We start from the raw sequence: 19245 nt of genomic DNA, 5'->3' as shown, positions 1-19245 counted from the left end.
GGTTTTTTATAGCCAGCGTACCATCAGCCGTGAAAGTGCCGGGCCGGTAATCAGTACCACAATAAACCGTCCCGTCTGCATCGACATCACAAACGGCTGATTAACATGCCCGGATGCGGCAATAATTGCCACCGAATCGGCACCGCCGGGGCTGGTCGCCAGGTACGCAGTCAGGGGATCGATACCGGCAAAATGCACCAGCATCCAGGCAAAACCACAACAGATACTGAGTAACGTGATAACAGATAATAAGATCCCCGGCAGTGCATGCAGCGCATAACGTAAAATACCGGCCGTAAAACGTAAGCCGATACTCCAGCCAACTACCCCGTAGGCTATTGCCAGCAGCCATACCGGCAGCTCTATGCGTAATCCGGCAAGGTTCTGTAACAGACACCCCGTGACCAGACTGATAAGCATCGGTCCGGCAGGCAGCTTTACCCGTGCCGCCATTAAAGTACTGGCAACAATCACCGTCAGAGTCAGTAAAAAACCGCTGAGATGCAATGGCGGAAAGAAGATAACAGCAGGTGGCGGTTGCCCCGAATCGCTGCTGAAATAATAACTGACCAGGGTTGCCAGTAACGCCACCATCAGCACCCGCAGGTACTGCATAAAAGCAACCAGCCGCGTATCCGCACCGAAACTGCCCGCCATCAGGGTCATCGCAGTGGCGGCCCCCGGCGAGGATCCCCATAACGCCGTGCTGCCCGGTAATACTTTCAGTTTCGCCATCAGCCAGCCCAGCAGTGTACTGGCGGTAAGCACACTGACAACACTGAGCACAAATAACGGCCAGTTATGCTGCATTTCTTGAAATACGCTGGCAGGCATTGCCCTGGCAATCATCATCCCTACCACCGCCTGAGCCAGTTGCTGACAGGGACGCCATAAGGTCACCGGATACCCGGACGCAGAGAAGATAATCGCCGCGAACATCGGCCCGAGCAGCAAAGCCGCCGGAATATGCAGATATTCAAGAAAAATAGCGGCCAGACCGGAGATAATCATCAGCAGCACCGGTCGTCTAATGCGGCCGGGACGCGGAAATATTGTCGGCATATTATCCTGCCACCACTGAACAAGCCGCTACCATCAGCACCGGAGCGCTGCCGCCCGCCAGTAACAGGTCGCTGTTTTTCTGCGACATCATCATCAGGGAGGCGTTTTTATCCGTTACGGGTAAGACCATCGGTTGTTCCTTATCTGTTACTGGTCCTCCGGGCGGCGTACGGTAATTACCCGCAGCTAATCCCGGGATATCGTTGAAACAAAGGCTGTCACAGGGGCGCAGGATAATGTAGCAGACTTTGAAAATGATAACGAAAAGATCACCGCAGTATTCAGGTTAACCTCCTGAATGTCAGCAGGATATCCGACTATCTTGTGCACTCTCCCCCCCGATGCTATGTTGTGCCCCTTGCCCGTAATCTGTCACGGAGTTTATCCGATGTCTTTCTGTTCCGGCCTGCGTCAGCTTACCCTGCCGATGGTGATTTCCGGTATGGTTGCCGTACTGGTTGGTTATACCAGTTCAGCGGCGATTATTTTTCAGGCGGCAAGTGCCGCCGGAGCCAGTACAGCACTGACCGGCAGCTGGCTGGGGATGCTGGGATTTGCAATGGGGATAACCTCACTCTGGCTGTCAGTACGCTATCGGATGCCGGTACTGACCGCATGGTCAACCCCCGGAGCGGCAATGCTGGCCACCAGCCTGTCCGGTGCCAGTCTGGCGCAGACCATCGGAATCTTTATTTTTACTAATCTGTTGATTATGATCTGTGGTATCACCGGAATATTTGCACGGCTGATGCGATTTATTCCTGTCTCTATCGCCTCAGGTATGCTGGCCGGAATTCTGCTGCATTTTGGCCTGCAGGCGTTCAGCGGGCTGTCGCAGAATTTACCGTTATGCCTCAGTATGTGTGTTTGTTATCTGCTGGCAAAGCGGCTGCAACCACGTTACGCCGTGTTCTATACCCTGCTGGCCGGATTACTGGTGATTCTCTGGCAGGGCAACAGCGCTTTGTCAGACGTTCACTGGCAATGGTCCGCCCCCGTTTTTATTGCCCCGCAATTTGACTGGCAGCTATTACTTGGGGTCGGGATCCCTTATTTTCTGGTCAGTATGGCTTCGCAGAATGCCCCCGGTATTGCCACCCTTCAGGCCCACGGCTATCCGGTGCCCGTTTCACAGGTCACGACCGTTACCGGGGGCGTGGCATTGCTATTATCACCGTTCGGCGGTTTTTCTGTGTGTATTGCGGCAATTACGGCTGCAATCTGTATGGGAGACGACGTCGATCCGCGCGCCGAAAAACGCTGGATGGCCGCGGCAATGGCTGGCGTGTTTTATATACTCACCGGCATTTCCGGGGCGACTATTGCCCTGTTACTCAGCGCTCTGCCGCCGGTGTTTATTCATACCATTGCCGGGCTGGCATTACTGACGACCTTGTCGGGCAGTCTGCAACGCAGTCTGGAACAGCCGCAGCACCGTGATACGGCGATAGTTACCTTTCTGATCACTGCGTCCGGTCTCAGTATTGCCGGAATAGGGGCGGCTTTCTGGGGATTACTCGGCGGTCTTGTTTGTCATTTACTGCTGCGGCGGCGATAGTTCCGTTCCGCCGTCTGCTATTTTTGTATCTATCCGCCGGTCACCCGGTCATTTCTACGGTTAATTTGCCGTTATCCCGTGGCGGTATCTGAGTAACATCGGTATCCGGTGGCCGGTTATTTTCCCGGCAAGGCGCGGGAGGATGACAGATGATAGCGACTTTTCTGACCGGAGAAGCCGGTGCTGATTACCAGATGCTGGGGGTACAAGCCGCACCGGTCACGGATTACAGCCCGCAGATACAGGCGTTGCTCTGTCTGCGGGGCATGCAACACGCCGCTGACTGTTTTGCTATTCCTTTACGGGGCCATGGCAGTGAAGGCATCCAGTGGCACAGCCCGCGGAGCGGAGCGGTTGTCCGCTGGCAGGATGCCGGGGACGCTGAACGCCGCGCAGCCCTGCAAATACTGGAACAGGCCGTCAGCAGCCTGCAACAACTGGCAGAACAATGCCTGGCCGCAGATAACCCGCCAGCAGTGTTTTTTGGCCGTTTATTGCAGAAAATGATGATATTTCCCGGTAAAGAAACTGTTTTCCTGGTCAATAATTTGCCAGTGATTACCTTCTGGGGTCACTGCCCGCAGCAACCTGCGGCAGCAGGCAGCCCCCCTTTGCACAGTCTTGCCGGAGCTCTGCTTTCTCTGAGCCCGGACGGAGAACACTTCACCACAGACAGACCTGTGTTGCCCGTCACCGCAGAAGTGCCCGCCCGGCAGACCGGCAACAATAGCCGTGCAGCGATTACCGGCGGCGTGCTGGCGGCGCTGATACTGGCTGTCGCCGTGAGCGGTTATATGTGGCGATACCAGCGTCCGTCGTCGCAACCGCCGGCGGCCATCACTGAGCAGCGATTAGTGACAACCTCAGTGAAACCCCTGTCTGTTGCCCGGCTGCCTTTGCAGCTGGCATCGATAATAGCCGCAGGGGTGAAACCTGTCGCCGCCCCGCCACCGGTCACCAGACACCGGTTGCAGATCCCCGCAGCATCGGTAAAACGCGGGGATGTGAGTTTTATGGACGGTGAATGGCAGGCGGTGATTCACCCGCCACAAAGTCAGCCATTATCTCTGCAATTTACATTCGGTCAGGGTCGCGGGCACCTGCAGATGGTATCTGCCGTCCATGGGCGCTGTCAGGCCGCTGTCAGTCGCGGCTTTCTGCCCTCAGGGACTTTGTCTCTGTACAGCAGATTCAGGGCCGCCTGTCAGGACGGATCCCGGATGCAGGTTCCGGCGGTACTTTGTACGCTGACTACCCGCGGCACAGACTGCACTGCCAGTCTTAAAGGACAACCCGTCCCCCGCACTATCACCCTCTTTTCCACAGGACACGCCTGATGCCTTCCGGACGATTGAATAACCGGTTTTCATTACTGGCTGATACAGGTATCCAGTTTCTGGATACTGAGATCAGTGCCAGTATTGCCCGCGGACTCCGCCATTTTGTGCGCCGCAAAGCCAGTGGCCCGTTGATCCGGGTGGCAGAAGATCCGCAGCAACACTGCTTTTATTTACCGGCTGATAACTCCGGAGATGATGAAATTGTCCGTCCGGAGTATCAGGTCCCTCTCAGTGAGTGTCTGACAGTGTATGCAGATAACTGGCTGCCGGTACCATTTTTCCGGCAGCAGCCGGACGGAAAATGCAGTCACGGACCGGTAAACTGGGTCAGGGTATTTATCAGCCCGCCAGAGGTAAAGGACAGGCACCATAGCCTGACACTGGCCTTTGATACCACTGCGGGAGATCAGCAGACGCGGGATCTGCAGCCAGACCGTGTCGACTGTGATAACGGCCAGCATTTTGCTCCTGCCTGGCGGGATCATGACCTGATGCAGTTTCTCGAATATCCGTGGCTGAATCAGTGGCTACAGTCAGTGTTTGCCTGTCAGGCACCTGCCGGTGGATTGTCCTCCGCGACCCGGTTCAGTTATCAGGCTCATTATCTGAATTTGCTGGAACTGATCAGTATAGCCCTGCCCTGTGAGGCAATGATGCTGCTGCCGTCAGACGGCAGTAACAGACCGGCAGAGGTCGATCTGTTACTGGATATTGGCAACAGCCACAGTTGCGGGATTATCAGCGAACAGCATCCGCAGCAGGATAACCCGTTACTGCACAGCAGCGAGCTGATATTACGTGATTTATCCCGGCCTGCACGCCGCGGGGCGGCCCTGTTCAGCAGTGAAATTGCCTTTGCTCCCTGTCCGTTAGACAAGTATGCCTATTCGGCTGCCAGCGGACGTTCATCGGTATTTCTCTGGCCTTCGATAGTCAGAACCGGTGATGAAGCCCGGCGACTGACCCGCACCTTAAACCAGAGCGGCGGAATGCAAGGGGTCAGCAGCCCGCGGCGCTATAGCTGGGATGACAATATCCCTGAGTATCACTGGTATTATCCCCCTGAACAGCCGGCAGCAATACGCTCTCCGTTTACCCTGCTGATGGATGATCAGGCCAGGATGCTGGATCAGCTGCCTGCGGAACACCAGTTCCCCGTTTGTCATGCCGGGTATCCGCGCAGCAGTTTACTGATGTTTATGCTGTGTGAACTGATCAGCCAGGCATTTTGTCAGATGAACAGCCACAGTCACCGGCAGAAGATGCCCGGTTACAGCGCTCCGCGCCACCTGCGCTCAATTCTGCTGACACTGCCGGCAGCAATGAGTCCGGCGGAAAAAGACCAGGTGCTGCAGCTGGCCCGCCAGGCGGTGATGCTGGTCCGCCAGTCTCTGACCCGGCCCGCGGGCCGGGCGGCACATCCTGATGCTGAACGGTTCTGGCACCCCTTGCCGCGGGTGATTGCTGAAGCTGATGAAGCCAGCTGTGGCCAGCTGTTATGGTTATACAGCCAGCCGGTTCCCCGCTCCGGAGATAACGCGGTCTGTGACCGGCTGATTAATGACTGGCAATTACCCGGCAGATCCCATCGCGGGCTGCGTATCGCTCTGATCGATATTGGCGGGGGGACTACCGATGTTTCGGTGAGTGATTATCTGCCGGTTGGATCCCCGCCAGTGCTGCTGCGGCCTGAGCTGCTTTATCGCAGCGGTTACCCGCTGGCCGGGGAAGATTTGCTGTACGACCTGGTCAGAACTTTTCTGCTGCCGGCATTACAGGAGTACCTGCAACAACAGGGATTAGCCCGGGCAGCGACCGTTGTGCGGCAATTATTTGCCCCCGGCAGTAGTTGTGAGGGCGATACCCCCTGGCGACAACAGTTCAGCCGGCAGTTCTTCCGGCCACTGGCCCTGAAAATACTGGAAAACTACCGGCAGGCAGCCGGGAACGGACAGTGTGAATCCGTGGCCGGCGGCACCGCCGGTGATTTATTAGCCGACCCGCCCGACCATCAGGTCATGGCATATTTCAGCCAGCGGGTCAGCGACATTTCCGCGGTCAGGGGCAGATATGATGCCTGTGAGATGCCGGTTACGGTGAGTTTCACCGCCATCGAGGCATTTTTTAACTCTGAAAATTTCCGTGCTGCCGGATTACTGACCACTATGTGTGACAACGTCAGACGTCATCAGCCTGATGTCTTGCTATTCAGCGGCAAAAATTCCGCCCTGCCAGCGATTCGCCAGTTGCTGACCCGAAACCTGCCTTTGCCGCCCGGCCATATTATCAGTCTGGACAGACTGCGTTGCAGGGAAAGCATGCCTTTCTGTCGTAACGGAGAACTGATTGATGGCAAATGCAGCGCCATTACCGGCGCTTTTATTCATCAATTGATCCGTCAGCAACGTCTTTATCCCCGCTATATCGCAGCAGGACAGTACGCCGCAGATAATATTATCCGCGAACTGGGTATCATTACTCCCCGGTTTACACTGCCTTGTTCACAGGTTTTGCTGCGGTTACCGGCGACCCTGCTTCCGGCCAGCGCGGTGACTTTCGAGCTTTTGCTGGTGCAACGCGTCTCTCTGGGTTACCGCACCAGTGGCGACCCGCGGTTACCGGCCAGCCCGTTACTGAGTGTCTCTCTGCGGGCGACTGAGACTGAAGGCTGTGATAAGGGTGTACAGGTAACGTTGCGCTGGCTGACAGACAGTAACGGCCAGCTGCGCGGGCTGCCGGAAGTAATACAGGTCACTGCCGACGGGCAACAGAATCTGCCCTTGTCACTGGTGGTGATCCGTCTGAATACTCTGGCAACTAACGGTCAGCCCTGTGCCGCTTACTGGAGTGATGACGGGCGGATTGATACCGGCGATGACTCAGCTTTGCTGGCCGGCAGCCAGTAATGCCTGCCAGCGATCGTCCGGCTGTTTATCTCCGTCAAAACGCAGCTGTAATTGTCCGCTCAGCGCCAGTGAAGCCTCGGCCAGTAACTGCAATATCAGGATCAGTCGCGGATTATCCTCCGGCGGGTGCCGCAGTTCAAAGCGCGCCGGCAACGCCATTCCTGCGGTGAGCCAGTCCCAGAGTGCGTCCAGGTTATTCCCAAAGGTTGCCGGACAATGGGTATCTCTGCTCAGTTGCTGATAAAATTGCTGCTGATCACTGAGAGTACGAAAATCAAATACGGCAGTCAGCATCTCAGGGTATCCTCGTAAAGGTCCGGTAATGGTCAGTGGTCAGATAAACCAGCCCGTCGGATGAATAGAGTAACCGGTCTGCGTTACGGTGTCCGCACTGGTAATTAACATCAGCCTCAAACCAGCGCCGGCTGGCAACTTCGGGCAAACGGCCTTCACGGTTCGAGAAGTGATCTCCGCCGATAGCCTTCCCCGGTAAGACGTCACACAAATTCGCTGCGGAGGGATCCCAGCCCTGGCGGCGCGCCTCGCCTTTACGTATATAGAAATCCGGCAGACGGTGGTGCTGATGTATCCAGGCTGCTACCTGATTTGCCGATGTCAGTGCCGTAATGTCAGCAGCACGGGTACCTGACGGGGCAGAAACGGGAACCGCTGAATGGCGGGAGTTGTGGTTTTCAGAATGTTCAGGTGAAGATTTAAGACCCAGCCAGCAGGCAAAAAGGGCAATAATTAACCCGCCCCAGAGTTTTTTAGACATAATAAATTCCTTAGATAAGCAAATTTACTATACCTGTTTTTTAGCCTTCTGGCTGCCGGCATCAATATCTGCAGACAAATGGCGGGTTGCTGTCCCGCTGAAGAGAGCTTATGTCCCTGCTCTGCCGTCACTCTGTGGCTGAAATAACCGCGACAGCGCTGGCCACTGCAGGCGGCCATCTGACGAGGAAAATTAATGCATATAGTGCTGAGGCGCATCGCCGGAAGAACGACGCCATGTTCCGGGGGCCATACCGAATTCGCGTTTAAAACTACGATTGAAGGATTGCTGTGAGTCAAAACCCATCGAAATAGCGACACTCAGGATCGGTTCATTGGTTGTAGTGAGTCTGTCAGCAGATTTTTCGAGTTTTTTCTTACGAATATATTCACCCAGCGCATAACCCGTATGCTCTTTAAACATACGTTGCAGGTGCCATTTGGAGTAACCTGCCCGTTCAGCCACCAGATCAAGATTAAGACGGCTTTCGATATGATTATCAATCCAGCTGATTAAATCATGGAAAAAAGCATTGTTCATCGGTCTCTCCGTCGCGACTAAAAGAAATAGTATCAATTGCAGTTGCATTTAATGGTGCGCCAATCCGCATTAAAATGCAAACATAATTGATACATTAAATGCCTTACTGATTCAGTGGGAATTGAGTTACCGCCGCCGCGGGTGGCTCGCGGCGGCTGTGCAGCATCATTCTGCGGCTACCGGCCCGCGGGCTATTCTGCAGTCTGACCGTCTGCCAACAGGGGTTCTTTCTGCGGCCGGGTATTATGGCCCGCTTTGCCGGTAATTTCGGCCAGTGCGGTTGCCACAGAACGTGTGGCCAGTACATTCAGAGATGCCTGTTCCGCTTCTGCGGCAAGGGATTTAAAATACCAGCAGACATTGGCACTGACGATACAACAAGGCTTCTTAACATCTGGCCGGGAGTTGAGCAGTTTTTTCTCATCAGTCACCGACAGATAGATATCGCGCAGAGAAATTTCGGCTGCCGGACGACCGAGATGGATAGACCCGGTACGGCCAAGGGTTGTAACGATTATTCCGTCACGGGTGAGAGGCACCATAAGTTTACGGATTAGACTGGGATTAGATTCCAGGCCTTTAGCAAGGATAGCACTGGTGGAACGTTCACCCTGTTGCTCTGCCATAGCAACACTGAGAACCATCTGTAGTGCTGTAGGAAAGCGATAATCTAGCATTTATGTTCCTCTGGGAAAGGGAAGGTAATAAGCCTGAATGGCATGTGGATCCTAACAAAAAAACCCCGGACTGAGAAGCCAGCCCGGGGCCACACCGCACAGAACTTTAAGTCAGACGGCGGCCCAGCATGGCGGCACCCAGTAACCCGCCCTGCTGATGGAGGCTGGCCGGGACGATTAGCGGCTGATCACCGCTGCGCAGGATTCTGGCCCTGACTTCGCGATCCAGTAGTTCAATTAATGCCCTGTCCGATGCCAGTCCGCCCCCGGCAACCACTTTTCCCGGACCGAGGGTATTAATCACCACCGATAATACTTCGCTGACCAGCTGCGACCAGAGATATACTGTCTGCATAGCCCGGGGTTCCTGCCGGTGCCAGTCGTCAATAATGGTACGGCTGTCTGCTGCGTCCATAAAGCAGTGGGCATAAATTCGTTCCAGCCCGCGGGCAGCGCCAAGGGTGTCGAGGCACCCCTGCTGCCCGCAGCCACACGGTAACCTGGGCAGGTGAAGAGTTTTCCCCCCGTAACGGAATTCCGTGCGGGTCACCGGACCATGTCCCCACTCTCCGGTCAGTCCGCCTGCCCCCCGTATAATCTGTTGCCGGTACACCAGTCCGCCGCCGACACCACTGCCAAGAATAATGCCCAGTACCATTTCAGCGTCTCTGGCGCTGCCCTGTATTGCTTCCGCCAGGGTAAAACAATCGGCGTCGTTGCCTGTCACGACCGGACGCTGAAAAATCGACGATAGCTCTTGTGCTACCCGGTGACCGTTAAAGGCAGGAAGATTACCTGCAAGGATCGTATCAGCCTGCTGGTCGACTACCCCGGCGGCCGAAATGGCAACCGGTGATCCGCGGCTCAGTAACGGTGCAGCCTGTGCCAGTAACTGCTGTAGTGCCGCGCATAATGCCGGCCAGTCCCGCGCCGGCACCGGTAAACTGCCAATGGTCTGTAGCTGATCATCCGGCATCATTACGGCACTTTTAATAAAAGAGCCGCCAATATCAAAGCACATTACTGCTGTATTCATAGTTACACCCGGTCAGACCCCTGTCTCAGAAACGGGCACAGTATAAAGTGATTACCGCGGGGTGAAAACGCCGATAACTTTCCCTGAGACTGCCCCTGCCCTTTTCCCTTCGCCCTTTGCTGGTGAAAACCGGCCAGCGACGGTGCTGCCTCTGGCATTTATCGGAAATATGAAGTATGTTGTAACTAATATAGCCTTCGTCACGGAATCAATACTATGCGTTACACTCTGGTGTCTGAAATGCGGGAATGCATTAATCTGATGGAACATCAGTTGCGGCAACTCGCGGATACTTTGCAGCAGTTACCGCTGCTGGCGGCAAGAGTATTTTCTCTGCCACCGGTGATGAAAGGTGATGAGCAGAATGCAACAGAAACTATCTCCGTACAGCAATTCACCGGGCAGACCGCCCGGGAGATGGCACTCGGACATTTACAACGTTTGTTTATGCAGCAACAGTCAGAAAACGTCAGTACCCGCGCGGCGGTCAGACTGCCCGGGGCACTCTGTTTTAAAACGGATCGGGCTGCCTTTGAGCAGTTACAACAGCAGACCGACGGGATTAACCAGCTGAAATTACTACTGGAGCAACTGATTACCCGTGATTCAGGTCTGTCTTCAGAAGCACGTTTCCCGTTTGTCCACCAGCACTTTCCGGGGCTGATTACCCTTAACGCCTACCGTTCCGTCACCCTGCTGCCGGCCCCGGCCTCTGTACATTTCGGCTGGGCCAATAAACATATTATCAGGAATGTCAGTCGCGATGAGATTTGCCAGCAGCTGGAAAAAAGCCTCAGTGCTGGCAGGGCTAAAGCGCCCTGGACCCGCGAGCAGTGGGCAGAGAAAGTGGCTGCTGAACTGGAATTGGTTGCCGCTCTGCCCGCGGATGCCCGGCTGAAAATAAAGCGTCCGGTAAAAGTACAGCCTGTGGCCCGTCTCTGGGATCGGCAGAAGAAGCAACAGCGTCAGCTGCCCTGCCCGACCCCCCTGATTTTTTGCTGCCCTGACCACAATGTGCCGGTAATCGGTGAATTAACAAACTATGACCATCAGGCGATTAATCACCGCTATAAACCCGCGGCACAACCGATGACGTTATTAATTCTGCGGTTATGGTTGTGGCAGGCCAGCGATAATCCCTGAAAGAGAGTTTTATCAGGATGACTGTTTCATACTGCTGACCATATCTTCAGGACGAACCCAGCGGTCAAACTGTTCTTCAGACAAATACCCCAGCTGTAATGCCGCAGCTTTCAATGTCAGCCCCTGTTTGTGGGCTGTTTTAGCAATTTCGGCAGCCTTGTCGTAGCCGATATGCGTGTTCAGCGCCGTGACCAGCATCAGCGAGTCATTCAGTAACTGGCTGATACGAGGACGGTCAGGCTCAATGCCTGCCGCACAATGCCGGTTAAAACTGTCCATCCCGTCAGCCAGCAGCCGGACGGATTGCAGGACGTTATTGATAATCATCGGCCGGTATACATTCAGCTCAAAATTCCCGGAAGCCCCGCCGATATTAACCGCAACATCATTTCCCATGACCTGACAACACAGCATTGTCAGGGCTTCACACTGAGTCGGATTGACTTTGCCCGGCATAATTGAGCTGCCCGGCTCATTTTCCGGAATCGATAATTCGCCAATACCGCAACGGGGTCCGGAAGCCAGCCAGCGAACATCATTAGCTATCTTCATCAGTGACGCCGCCAGCCCTTTCAGGGAACCGTGTAAGTGGACTAATGCATCACAACTGGCGAGAGATTCGAATTTATTGGGTGCAGTAACAAAGGGCAGCCCCGTATATTCCGCCAGCACGGCAGCCACCCGTACCGCATATTCAGGATGAGTATTGAGTCCGGTGCCGACGGCCGTCCCGCCCAGCGCCAGCTCAGCAATATGGGGGAGGCTATATTCCAGATGGCGCCGGTTATGCTGTAGCATGGCCACCCAGCCGGATATTTCCTGGCCGAGGGTTAAGGGAGTGGCATCCTGCAGGTGGGTGCGGCCGATTTTGACAATATCCTGAAACTGCTCTGATTTTTCCGCCAGTACACGGGTCAGGCCTGCCAGTTGCGGCAGCAGTTGCTGGCGTACAGCTATCAGAGCAGCAACGTGCATGGCGGTCGGAAAAACATCATTAGAGCTCTGACTTTTGTTGACATCATCATTCGGATGAATCAGCCGCTGCATACCCCGTTCCCCGCCGAGAATTTCACTGGCGCGGTTAGCCAGCACTTCATTCATATTCATATTGGTCTGGGTACCGGAACCGGTCTGCCAGACTGCCAGCGGGAACTCCTGCAGGTGCCTGCCTTCCAGCACTTCATCAGCCGCACGGATAATGGCATGGCTGCGATCTTCCGGCAGTAGCTGTAGCTGCCGGTTTACCACTGCCGCTGCGCGTTTGGTCATAGCGAGTGCATTGATCAGTCCTGTCGGCATTTTCTCGACAGAGATACGGAAATGCTCCAGCGAACGCTGAGTCTGTGCTCCCCAGAGTCTGTCTGCCGGTACGTCAACCGGCCCCATGGAATCTTTCTCAGTACGATGAACTGTCATTATTTTCTCCTGATGACTGACATGATTTACCGGCGGACAGACGGCCAGTTTCTTTTCCTGCCGGAAGAAAAAATATACAACATTTTAACATTTTCCGCTGCCTGTGATGACCCGGTGGTTATTTTGGTATTTTCTGCTGCGGGATGCGATAAATCTGGTTTTTTACACAATTGCGGCTTATCTGTACAACTGATGCCCCCTGATGCCTATCTTGTGATCGGATTATTGTGGAAACAGTGCTATCTTCTGAAGGGATTAACCATTTTCCCGCACATATGCCGGCATCAGGCTATCGGGATACAGCAAAGTCGCAGATACGGACCGGGCTACGGCACATGGTCTGTGGCTTTCACTGCCGTTAGCGGCCGGATATAAGAGATAAAAGGACAACTCACTGATGAAGAAAACGAATGTTGCCCTGGGTGTAGTGATTGCACTGGGTGTGGTCTGGACCGGCGCGTCATGGTTCACAGGTAAGAAAACTGAATCTGATATTGACCAGCTTATCACCCGGGCGAATCAGCAAATTGCCACAAATTTTCCTGACAGCCATCTGCAGCTGACCAAACAGAATTATCAGCGCGGTGTGTTCAGTTCACATCTGCAACTGGTATTACAAAGCTCCGCCGGGACGACTGACAGCAGTTTCCTGCCACCGGGCAAGCAAATTATACTGAATGAAACTATCGATCACGGCCCTTTCCCCCTGTCGCAACTGAAACGTTTTAATCTGATCCCGGCTGCAGCTTCCGTGCATTCAGAACTGGTCAGTAATGATCAACTGAAAGGATTATTCAGCTTGTCTGGCGGCCAGTCTCCGGTTACCGCCGATACACGTCTGAGTTACACAATGGCCACCGATACCCGGATCAATGTGCTGCCACTACAGTATGCAGATGACAGCGGCAAAGCGACCAGCCAGGCATCTGTATTTGATATCGCGGCAGACAGCCAGCAGAATCACATCAGTTTCAGTGCTGAAATTGGCGACTTGCTGCTCAGCTTTAAAAATGACAGTAAATTACCGGTAAACATCGCGCTCAGCGGCCTGAACCTTTCCGGCACCAGCTATCTGAGCGATGAAGGGCTGCGGCTCGGATCTCAGAAACTCAGCTTATCGTCACTGGAGACTAAAGTGGATTCACAACCGGCTCTGGCGATTAAAGGGGCTGATCTCAATAGTCACTTTGACGATAAACAGGGGAAAACCGGCGGTAAAATCAACTACACCATCGATGACCTGTCCCTGCGACAACAGTCTCTGGGGAGTGCCGCCCTGTCCATCACCCTGAGTAATTTTGACACCCGGTCAGTAAAACAGTTTTATGATAATTATAACCAGGTGGTTCAGGAGAATCTGTCGGCGATTGCTGCCGGCAGTCAGCAGGATCCTCAGGAGATGCAGCAATCGGTGAATGCTGCTGTTTTGCAAAACTTGCCGTTACTGCTGAAAGGTGCGCCGGTAGTGTCGATAGATTCCCTGTCGTTGAAGAATAACCGGGGTGAAAGCCATTTCAGTCTGCAGGCAGACTTTAATGATCCGGCCGCCAACACAGCGGCACCCCAGTCACTGTCTCAGCTGACCGACCGTTATATGAAAAACCTCAATGCTTCCCTGTCAATTAACATGCCAATGGCACAGCAGTTAGTGACAGTGCTCGGTGAAACTCAGGGGTATACGGCGGCGGCGGCGCAACAATCGGCGGAGCAGCAAATTAAAGGTCTGGCGGCGATGGGGGAAATGTTCCGTCTGACGAAAGTCAAAGATCAGGACATTGTGACCGAATTGCATTACGGCCAGGGTGACGTGACCATTAATGGTGACAACATCCCCCTTGAGCAGTTTATTCAGCAATACGTTCCGTTGTTACAGGGCGATGGTCAGCAGTAACCCCCGATGCATTAACGGCACTGTTTTTACAGTGCCGTTAATGATCACCGCACAGGCAAAAAAAACGAACCCGACGGGTTCGCTGACAGGCAATACAGCCTCAGAAGGATTGCCTTGCGGGCAGAAGACCTTGATATCTGTTGCCGGCAGTTCAGCTTCCGGCATCAGCAGTTCAGGGGCATGCTATCAACGTACTTTATCACAGTCAGAGCACATCCATCAGTCTGTCGACAACCACCTGTCCGTGCTGGTCACGCTGAGTAATACGATAGCTGGCTGAGTAAGAGCGGCGGCAATTCAGTTTATCAAACAGATCAACAGTCCCTTTTTGCTGACCATCTTTACCGACGATAATCCACTGATTGACTTCTTCCTGACCACGATTTTTAAGTTTAACCATCTGAGCATGTTTCAGCTGGTCGCCTTCTTCAATTTGCAGATAATCTGTTAACATTTTCCTGACTCCCGATTGACTTTAGACATCATATTGCGGAACATTTATCCATTCAATCGAATATACTAATCGAAATATCCCTGTAATAAAAAGGGGCTTGTTAATTAAAACTGCATACTTATCATTACAGTAACCATTTTCCCCCCGCGGGCAGAGCGTAAATTACTGGTGTTTTACCCCCGGATATTTTTATACTATTACGCACTTTTTACATTTTTTTGCGAGTGCGCCATGATCGATACAACTTTTCCCCTGACTGACCTCCACCGGCACCTCGACGGCAATATCCGTGCGCAGACCATTCTTGACCTCGGCCGGGAGTTTAATCTTGCGTTACCGGCAAATGATTTATCCTCACTGCTGCCCCACGTACAGGTGATGTCCACACAACCTGATTTGGTCAGTTTCCTGCAGAAACTCGACTGGGGAGTCAAAGTATTAGGATCTCTGGATGCCTGCCGCCGCGTGGCTTTTGAGAATGTCGCCGATCTTGCTGCCGCAAAGATACAGTATGCAGAATTACGGTTTTCACCAGGCTATATGGCAATGACCCACCAGTTGCCTGTCGCCGGGGTTACCGAAGCAGTGATTGAAGGGGTACGTCAGGGATGCCAGCAGTTTGATGTAAAAGTCAATCTGATAGGTATTATGAGCCGTACCTTTGGCGAAGCGGCCTGTCGCGAAGAGCTTGCAGGCTTACTGGCCCACCGGGACCATATTACCGCTGTTGACCTGGCCGGAGATGAACTGGGCTTCCCTGGCAGTCAGTTCCTGAGCCACTTTAACAAAGCGCGCGATGCCGGATTCCGGGTGACGGTACATGCCGGTGAAGCTGCTGGCCCGGAAAGTATCTGGCAGGCTATCCGTGAATTAGGGGCAGAGCGTATCGGCCATGGTGTTAAAGCGATACAAGACCCGGCACTGATGGATTATCTGGCTGAGTATGGCATCGGTATTGAATCCTGTCTGACCTCGAATATCCAGACCAGTACTGTAGCGTCACTGCAGGAGCATCCCCTGAAAAGCTTCCTGCAACACGGTGTGATGGCCTGCCTGAATACGGATGATCCTGCGGTCCAGGGTATCGAACTGCCTCATGAGTATCAGGTGGCCGCACCGGCCGCCGGGCTGAGCCCGGAAGAGATCCGCCAGGCACAGGAAAATGGGCTGTATATGGCGTTCCTCAGTCAGGCAGAAAAACAGGCCTTACGTGACAAAGTGGCCGGCTGAGTATGTAAACAGGGTTCCGGTCTGTGCCGAAGGCGCAGACCGGCTGCCCTGATACACATATAAACAGCGGGGTTAATCACTGCTAATTTAATTCTGAGTGCGAAAGCCGCTAACAAAAAAACCGACATGGTTGTTATACACCTCCTAATCCCTGATAATACTTACCTTTCAACCCCCATGGCACGACAATGACTGACTATCTATTACTCTTTGTTGGCACAGTATTAGTAAATAACTTTGTGCTGGTGAAGTTTCTTGGCCTCTGCCCTTTTATGGGTGTTTCCAAAAAGCTGGAAACCGCTATCGGGATGGGTCTGGCGACAACATTTGTTATCACACTGGCATCGATTTGCGCATGGCTGGTGAACCATCTGATCCTGGTCCCGCTGGATTTGGTCTACCTGCGTACCATGGCATATATCCTGGTAATTGCGGTGACTGTGCAATTTACCGAAATGGTAGTGCGCAAAACCAGTCCGTCTTTATACCGGTTACTGGGTATTTTCCTGCCGCTGATTACCACCAACTGTGCAGTGCTGGGTGTGCCGTTACTCAGTGTTAACCTGAAACATACGTTTCTGCAGGCTGCATTGTATGGATTCAGTGCCTCACTCGGCTTTTCGCTGGTAATGGTGCTGTTTGCCGGAATTCGTGAACGTCTGGTACTGGCTAATGTACCGGCGCCCTTTAAAGGTTCTTCCATCGCTCTGGTCACTGCCGGACTGATGGCGCTGGCATTTATGGGCTTTAGCGGGCTGGTGAAATTCTGATGACCGCGATTTGGATTGCTATTGTTGCACTGAGTATTCTCGCATTAATGTTTGGTGCCCTGCTGGGCTATGCTTCACGCCGTTTCAGGGTCGAAGAAGATCCTATCGTTGAACAGATTGATGAGCTGTTGCCCCAGAGTCAGTGTGGACAGTGTGGTTATCCCGGCTGCCGTCCTTATGCTGATGCGGTCGGCAACCAGGGAGAGATGATCAATAAATGTGCACCCGGCGGTGAGCAGACCATGCTGAAACTGGCGGCACTGCTGAATGTTGATCCGCAGCCAATTGACGGTGATGAATCGGCAAAATCTCCGGAAGCCAAAGTGGCATGGATTGATGAAGCCAACTGTATTGGCTGTACTAAATGTATTCAGGCCTGTCCGGTGGATGCGATTGTCGGCTCGACCCGCGCCATGCATACCGTACTGACGGATTTATGTACCGGCTGTGATTTATGCGTTGCCCCCTGCCCGACCGATTGCATCGAAATGCGCCCGGTAGCCACCACCACTGCTAACTGGAAATGGGATTTAAATTCCATTCCTGTCCGTGTTATTCCGGTAGAACATCATGCTTAATCTGTTTTCTCGTTTTCGTACCGATAAAATCTGGGACTTTAAAGGGGGGATCCATCCGCCGGAGATGAAGACCCAGTCTAACGGCACGCCGCTGGCGGGCTTACCCTTACCTGAACAGTTTATTATCCCGTTAAAGCAGCATCTCGGCCAGGAAGGTGAACTGCTGGTACAACCGGGTGATCACGTCTTGCGCGGACAAGCGCTGACCTTTGGCCATGGCCGGATGTTACCGGTACATGCCCCCAGTTCAGGGACCGTGACAGCTATTGCGCCCCATATTACGGCACACCCTTCCGGCCTGTCTGAACCCTGTGTTTTTATTCAGCCGGATGGTGAAGACCGCTGGATTGAACGGCGTACCGTGACCGATTATCAGCAATATGACCGTCGTGAAATTATCCGTATTATCCATGATGCCGGGGTGGCCGGGCTGGGTGGCGCCGGATTCCCGACAGCAACTAAGCTTAATGGCGGATTACAGGGCGTTAACACTCTGATTATTAACGCTGCTGAATGTGAACCCTATATTACCGCCGATGACCGTCTGATGCAGGACTATGCACAGGAAGTACTGACCGGCTGCAGGATCCTGCGCTGGCTGTTACAGGCAGATCAGGTGCTTATCGGGATAGAAGATAACAAACCTGAGGCCATCCGTAGCCTGAAAAAAGCATTAGCCGGCGATAACGACCTGATTATTCGTGTTATCCCGACCAAATACCCGTCCGGCGGTGCGAAACAGCTGACCAGAATACTCACCGGCCGGGAAGTTCCTCATGGCGGGCGTTCTGCCGATATTGGCGTGCTGATGCAAAACGTCGGCACCGCGTTTGCCGTAAAACGGGCAGTGATTGATGGTGAGCCACTGACTGAGCGGGTCGTCACCCTGACCGGTGAAGCGCTGGCGCAACCTCGTAATGTCTGGGGACGAATCGGCACCCCGGTCAGCCACCTGCTGCAACAGGCCGGTTTTACTGCCAGCCCGCAGCCGATGGTGATTATGGGTGGCCCGCTGATGGGATTTACACTGCCCTCTCTGCATGTCCCGATGGTGAAAATCACCAACTGTTTACTGGCACCATCCATCGCAGAAATGGGTAACAATGACAGTGAACAATCCTGTATCCGTTGCAGTGCCTGTGCTGATGCCTGCCCTGCCGGGCTGTTGCCACAACAGCTGTACTGGTATTGCCAGGGCGGAGATCACGAAAAAGCCCGGGCCTATAACCTGAATGATTGTATCGAATGCGGTGCCTGTGCCTATGTCTGCCCGAGTAATATTCCGCTGGTGCAGTATTATCGTCAGGAAAAAGCAGAGTTGTTACAGATTGATCTCGAAGCCCGCAGGACAGCGGAAGCTAAAGCTCGTTTCGAGGCCCGTCAGCAGCGACTTGAACGGGAAAAACAGGCTCGTGAAGCAAAACATGCTGAAGCGAAACGCAGAGTCTCAGCCAGCGAACAAAGCGAAATTTCTGCGGCTATCGCGCGGGTAAAAGCCCGCTCCGCAGCGGCCGGCGAAGAAGTCCGTGTTCAGGCCGGGACGGTACCTGATAATGCGGCAGCCATAGCACAACGTGAAACACGTAAAGCTGAGGCCAGAGCCAGGAAGCAAGCACAAACGGCACCCGCCGCTGCGGCAGCGCCAGAAGTTGCTGCAGATAACGCCGTGGCGGAAGACCCGCGTAAAGCCGCAGTCGCCGCCGCCATTGCCCGTGCTAAAGCCAGAAAAGAAGCACAAACGGCACCCGCCGCTGCGGCAGCGCCAGAAGCCGCTGCAGATAATGCTGTGGCAGAAGACCCGCGTAAAGCCGCAGTCGCGGCCGCCATTGCCCGTGCTAAAGCCAGAAAAGAGGCACAAACGGCACCCGC

At 53.8% G+C, this 19245-nt stretch carries 19 protein-coding genes; 9 read left to right on the top strand and 10 right to left on the bottom strand.

All coding sequences use genetic code 11. From position 1 onward, the window contains the following. Positions 1-6: 6 nt before the first annotated feature. Both JK216_RS00090 and JK216_RS17120 read right to left on the bottom strand, forming a co-directional pair. On the bottom strand, positions 7-1062 hold the full coding sequence (locus JK216_RS00090; RefSeq protein WP_212711319.1) for an AbrB family transcriptional regulator: 1056 nt from the start codon (positions 1060-1062) through the stop codon (positions 7-9). Position 1063: 1 nt separating this feature from the next. Further along, positions 1064-1192: a hypothetical protein gene (locus JK216_RS17120; protein WP_256441121.1), complete on the bottom strand. Its 129-nt coding sequence runs from the start codon at positions 1190-1192 to the stop codon at positions 1064-1066. Between the two features lie 258 nt (positions 1193-1450). On the opposite strand from JK216_RS17120, the gene JK216_RS00085 reads away from it, so the two are divergent. From JK216_RS00085 to JK216_RS00075, 3 genes are all read left to right on the top strand, one after another. Next, a complete protein-coding gene (locus tag JK216_RS00085) occupies positions 1451-2620 on the top strand; it encodes a benzoate/H(+) symporter BenE family transporter (RefSeq protein WP_212706891.1) in 1170 nt (389 codons plus the stop codon). Positions 2621-2769: 149 nt separating this feature from the next. Next, positions 2770-3957, top strand: coding sequence for a hypothetical protein (locus JK216_RS00080; RefSeq protein WP_212706890.1), 1188 nt, complete (start codon positions 2770-2772; stop codon positions 3955-3957). Next, a complete protein-coding gene (locus tag JK216_RS00075) occupies positions 3957-6866 on the top strand; it encodes a virulence factor SrfB (RefSeq protein ID WP_212711318.1) in 2910 nt (969 codons plus the stop codon). Before JK216_RS00080 ends, JK216_RS00075 begins: the two co-directional genes overlap by 1 nt. Here JK216_RS00075 and JK216_RS00070 read toward each other — a convergent pair. From JK216_RS00070 to JK216_RS00050, 5 genes are all read right to left on the bottom strand, one after another. Beyond that, a complete protein-coding gene (locus JK216_RS00070) occupies positions 6840-7160 on the bottom strand; it encodes a barstar family protein (protein WP_212711317.1) in 321 nt (106 codons plus the stop codon). The genes JK216_RS00075 and JK216_RS00070 overlap by 27 nt on opposite strands. A 1-nt stretch (position 7161) precedes the next feature. Then, positions 7162-7641: a ribonuclease domain-containing protein gene (locus tag JK216_RS00065; RefSeq protein ID WP_212706886.1), complete on the bottom strand. Its 480-nt coding sequence runs from the start codon at positions 7639-7641 to the stop codon at positions 7162-7164. Between the two features lie 192 nt (positions 7642-7833). Next, on the bottom strand, positions 7834-8181 hold the full coding sequence (locus JK216_RS00060) for a helix-turn-helix domain-containing protein (RefSeq protein ID WP_212706885.1): 348 nt from the start codon (positions 8179-8181) through the stop codon (positions 7834-7836). 191 nt (positions 8182-8372) lie between these two features. After that, on the bottom strand, positions 8373-8858 hold the full coding sequence (locus JK216_RS00055) for an Rrf2 family transcriptional regulator (protein ID WP_212706884.1): 486 nt from the start codon (positions 8856-8858) through the stop codon (positions 8373-8375). A 106-nt stretch (positions 8859-8964) separates the two neighbouring features. Beyond that, entirely contained in the window at positions 8965-9894 is a 930-nt protein-coding gene (locus JK216_RS00050; RefSeq protein WP_212706883.1) for an ROK family protein, read from the bottom strand. 216 nt (positions 9895-10110) lie between these two features. Here JK216_RS00050 and tus point away from each other — a divergent pair, with 216 nt between their 5' ends. Beyond that, a complete protein-coding gene (gene tus, locus JK216_RS00045; protein ID WP_212711316.1) occupies positions 10111-11037 on the top strand; it encodes a DNA replication terminus site-binding protein in 927 nt (308 codons plus the stop codon). A 12-nt stretch (positions 11038-11049) separates the two neighbouring features. Here the strand turns inward: tus and fumC are convergent, their stop codons facing one another. Next, a complete protein-coding gene (fumC, locus tag JK216_RS00040) occupies positions 11050-12453 on the bottom strand; it encodes a class II fumarate hydratase (RefSeq protein ID WP_212711315.1) in 1404 nt (467 codons plus the stop codon). Positions 12454-12850: 397 nt separating this feature from the next. Between fumC and JK216_RS00035 the strand changes: the two genes are divergently transcribed. Further along, positions 12851-14344 carry a YdgA family protein gene (locus tag JK216_RS00035; protein ID WP_212711314.1) on the top strand — a complete coding sequence of 498 codons (1494 nt, stop codon included), beginning with the start codon at positions 12851-12853 and terminating at the stop codon, positions 14342-14344. On the opposite strand, the gene JK216_RS00030 is transcribed toward JK216_RS00035, so the two are convergent. After that, positions 14321-14509 (bottom strand): hypothetical protein, encoded by a 189-nt coding sequence (locus JK216_RS00030; RefSeq protein ID WP_212711313.1) that lies wholly within the window; start codon positions 14507-14509, stop codon positions 14321-14323. The genes JK216_RS00035 and JK216_RS00030 overlap by 24 nt on opposite strands. Before the next feature lie 40 nt (positions 14510-14549). Then, entirely contained in the window at positions 14550-14798 is a 249-nt protein-coding gene (locus JK216_RS00025) for a hypothetical protein (RefSeq protein ID WP_212706878.1), read from the bottom strand. A 231-nt stretch (positions 14799-15029) separates the two neighbouring features. Here JK216_RS00025 and add point away from each other — a divergent pair, with 231 nt between their 5' ends. From add to rsxC, 4 genes are all read left to right on the top strand, one after another. Beyond that, entirely contained in the window at positions 15030-16028 is a 999-nt protein-coding gene (add, locus tag JK216_RS00020) for an adenosine deaminase (RefSeq protein WP_212706877.1), read from the top strand. Between the two features lie 188 nt (positions 16029-16216). Next, positions 16217-16798: an electron transport complex subunit RsxA gene (rsxA, locus tag JK216_RS00015; protein WP_212706876.1), complete on the top strand. Its 582-nt coding sequence runs from the start codon at positions 16217-16219 to the stop codon at positions 16796-16798. After that, positions 16798-17376 (top strand): electron transport complex subunit RsxB, encoded by a 579-nt coding sequence (gene rsxB / locus JK216_RS00010; protein WP_212706875.1) that lies wholly within the window; start codon positions 16798-16800, stop codon positions 17374-17376. The genes rsxA and rsxB overlap by 1 nt, the downstream gene beginning before the upstream one ends. Next, the coding region (gene rsxC / locus JK216_RS00005) for an electron transport complex subunit RsxC (RefSeq protein ID WP_212715371.1) at positions 17369-19245 on the top strand (1877 nt) is incomplete at its 3' end. The genes rsxB and rsxC, both read left to right, overlap by 8 nt.

The sequence above is a fragment of the Tatumella sp. JGM94 genome, assembly GCF_018257595.1.
In the GTDB taxonomy this organism is placed as follows: domain Bacteria; phylum Pseudomonadota; class Gammaproteobacteria; order Enterobacterales; family Enterobacteriaceae; genus Tatumella; species Tatumella punctata.
This window is presented reverse-complemented; position numbering and strand designations above follow the sequence as displayed.

What these genes read in the sequence shown, in the direction of transcription:
- JK216_RS00090 (WP_212711319.1), bottom strand. Translation starts at nt 1,062, where the DNA reads ATGCCGACAATATTTCCGCGTCCCGGCCGCATTAGACGACCGGTGCTG.
- JK216_RS17120 (WP_256441121.1), bottom strand. Translation starts at nt 1,192, where the DNA reads ATGGTCTTACCCGTAACGGATAAAAACGCCTCCCTGATGATGATGTCG.
- JK216_RS00085 (WP_212706891.1), top strand. Translation starts at nt 1,451, where the DNA reads ATGTCTTTCTGTTCCGGCCTGCGTCAGCTTACCCTGCCGATGGTGATT.
- JK216_RS00080 (WP_212706890.1), top strand. Translation starts at nt 2,770, where the DNA reads ATGATAGCGACTTTTCTGACCGGAGAAGCCGGTGCTGATTACCAGATG.
- JK216_RS00075 (WP_212711318.1), top strand. Translation starts at nt 3,957, where the DNA reads ATGCCTTCCGGACGATTGAATAACCGGTTTTCATTACTGGCTGATACA.
- JK216_RS00070 (WP_212711317.1), bottom strand. Translation starts at nt 7,160, where the DNA reads ATGCTGACTGCCGTATTTGATTTTCGTACTCTCAGTGATCAGCAGCAA.
- JK216_RS00065 (WP_212706886.1), bottom strand. Translation starts at nt 7,641, where the DNA reads ATGTCTAAAAAACTCTGGGGCGGGTTAATTATTGCCCTTTTTGCCTGC.
- JK216_RS00060 (WP_212706885.1), bottom strand. Translation starts at nt 8,181, where the DNA reads ATGAACAATGCTTTTTTCCATGATTTAATCAGCTGGATTGATAATCAT.
- JK216_RS00055 (WP_212706884.1), bottom strand. Translation starts at nt 8,858, where the DNA reads ATGCTAGATTATCGCTTTCCTACAGCACTACAGATGGTTCTCAGTGTT.
- JK216_RS00050 (WP_212706883.1), bottom strand. Translation starts at nt 9,894, where the DNA reads ATGAATACAGCAGTAATGTGCTTTGATATTGGCGGCTCTTTTATTAAA.
- tus (WP_212711316.1), top strand. Translation starts at nt 10,111, where the DNA reads ATGCGTTACACTCTGGTGTCTGAAATGCGGGAATGCATTAATCTGATG.
- fumC (WP_212711315.1), bottom strand. Translation starts at nt 12,453, where the DNA reads ATGACAGTTCATCGTACTGAGAAAGATTCCATGGGGCCGGTTGACGTA.
- JK216_RS00035 (WP_212711314.1), top strand. Translation starts at nt 12,851, where the DNA reads ATGAAGAAAACGAATGTTGCCCTGGGTGTAGTGATTGCACTGGGTGTG.
- JK216_RS00030 (WP_212711313.1), bottom strand. Translation starts at nt 14,509, where the DNA reads ATGCCGGAAGCTGAACTGCCGGCAACAGATATCAAGGTCTTCTGCCCG.
- JK216_RS00025 (WP_212706878.1), bottom strand. Translation starts at nt 14,798, where the DNA reads ATGTTAACAGATTATCTGCAAATTGAAGAAGGCGACCAGCTGAAACAT.
- add (WP_212706877.1), top strand. Translation starts at nt 15,030, where the DNA reads ATGATCGATACAACTTTTCCCCTGACTGACCTCCACCGGCACCTCGAC.
- rsxA (WP_212706876.1), top strand. Translation starts at nt 16,217, where the DNA reads ATGACTGACTATCTATTACTCTTTGTTGGCACAGTATTAGTAAATAAC.
- rsxB (WP_212706875.1), top strand. Translation starts at nt 16,798, where the DNA reads ATGACCGCGATTTGGATTGCTATTGTTGCACTGAGTATTCTCGCATTA.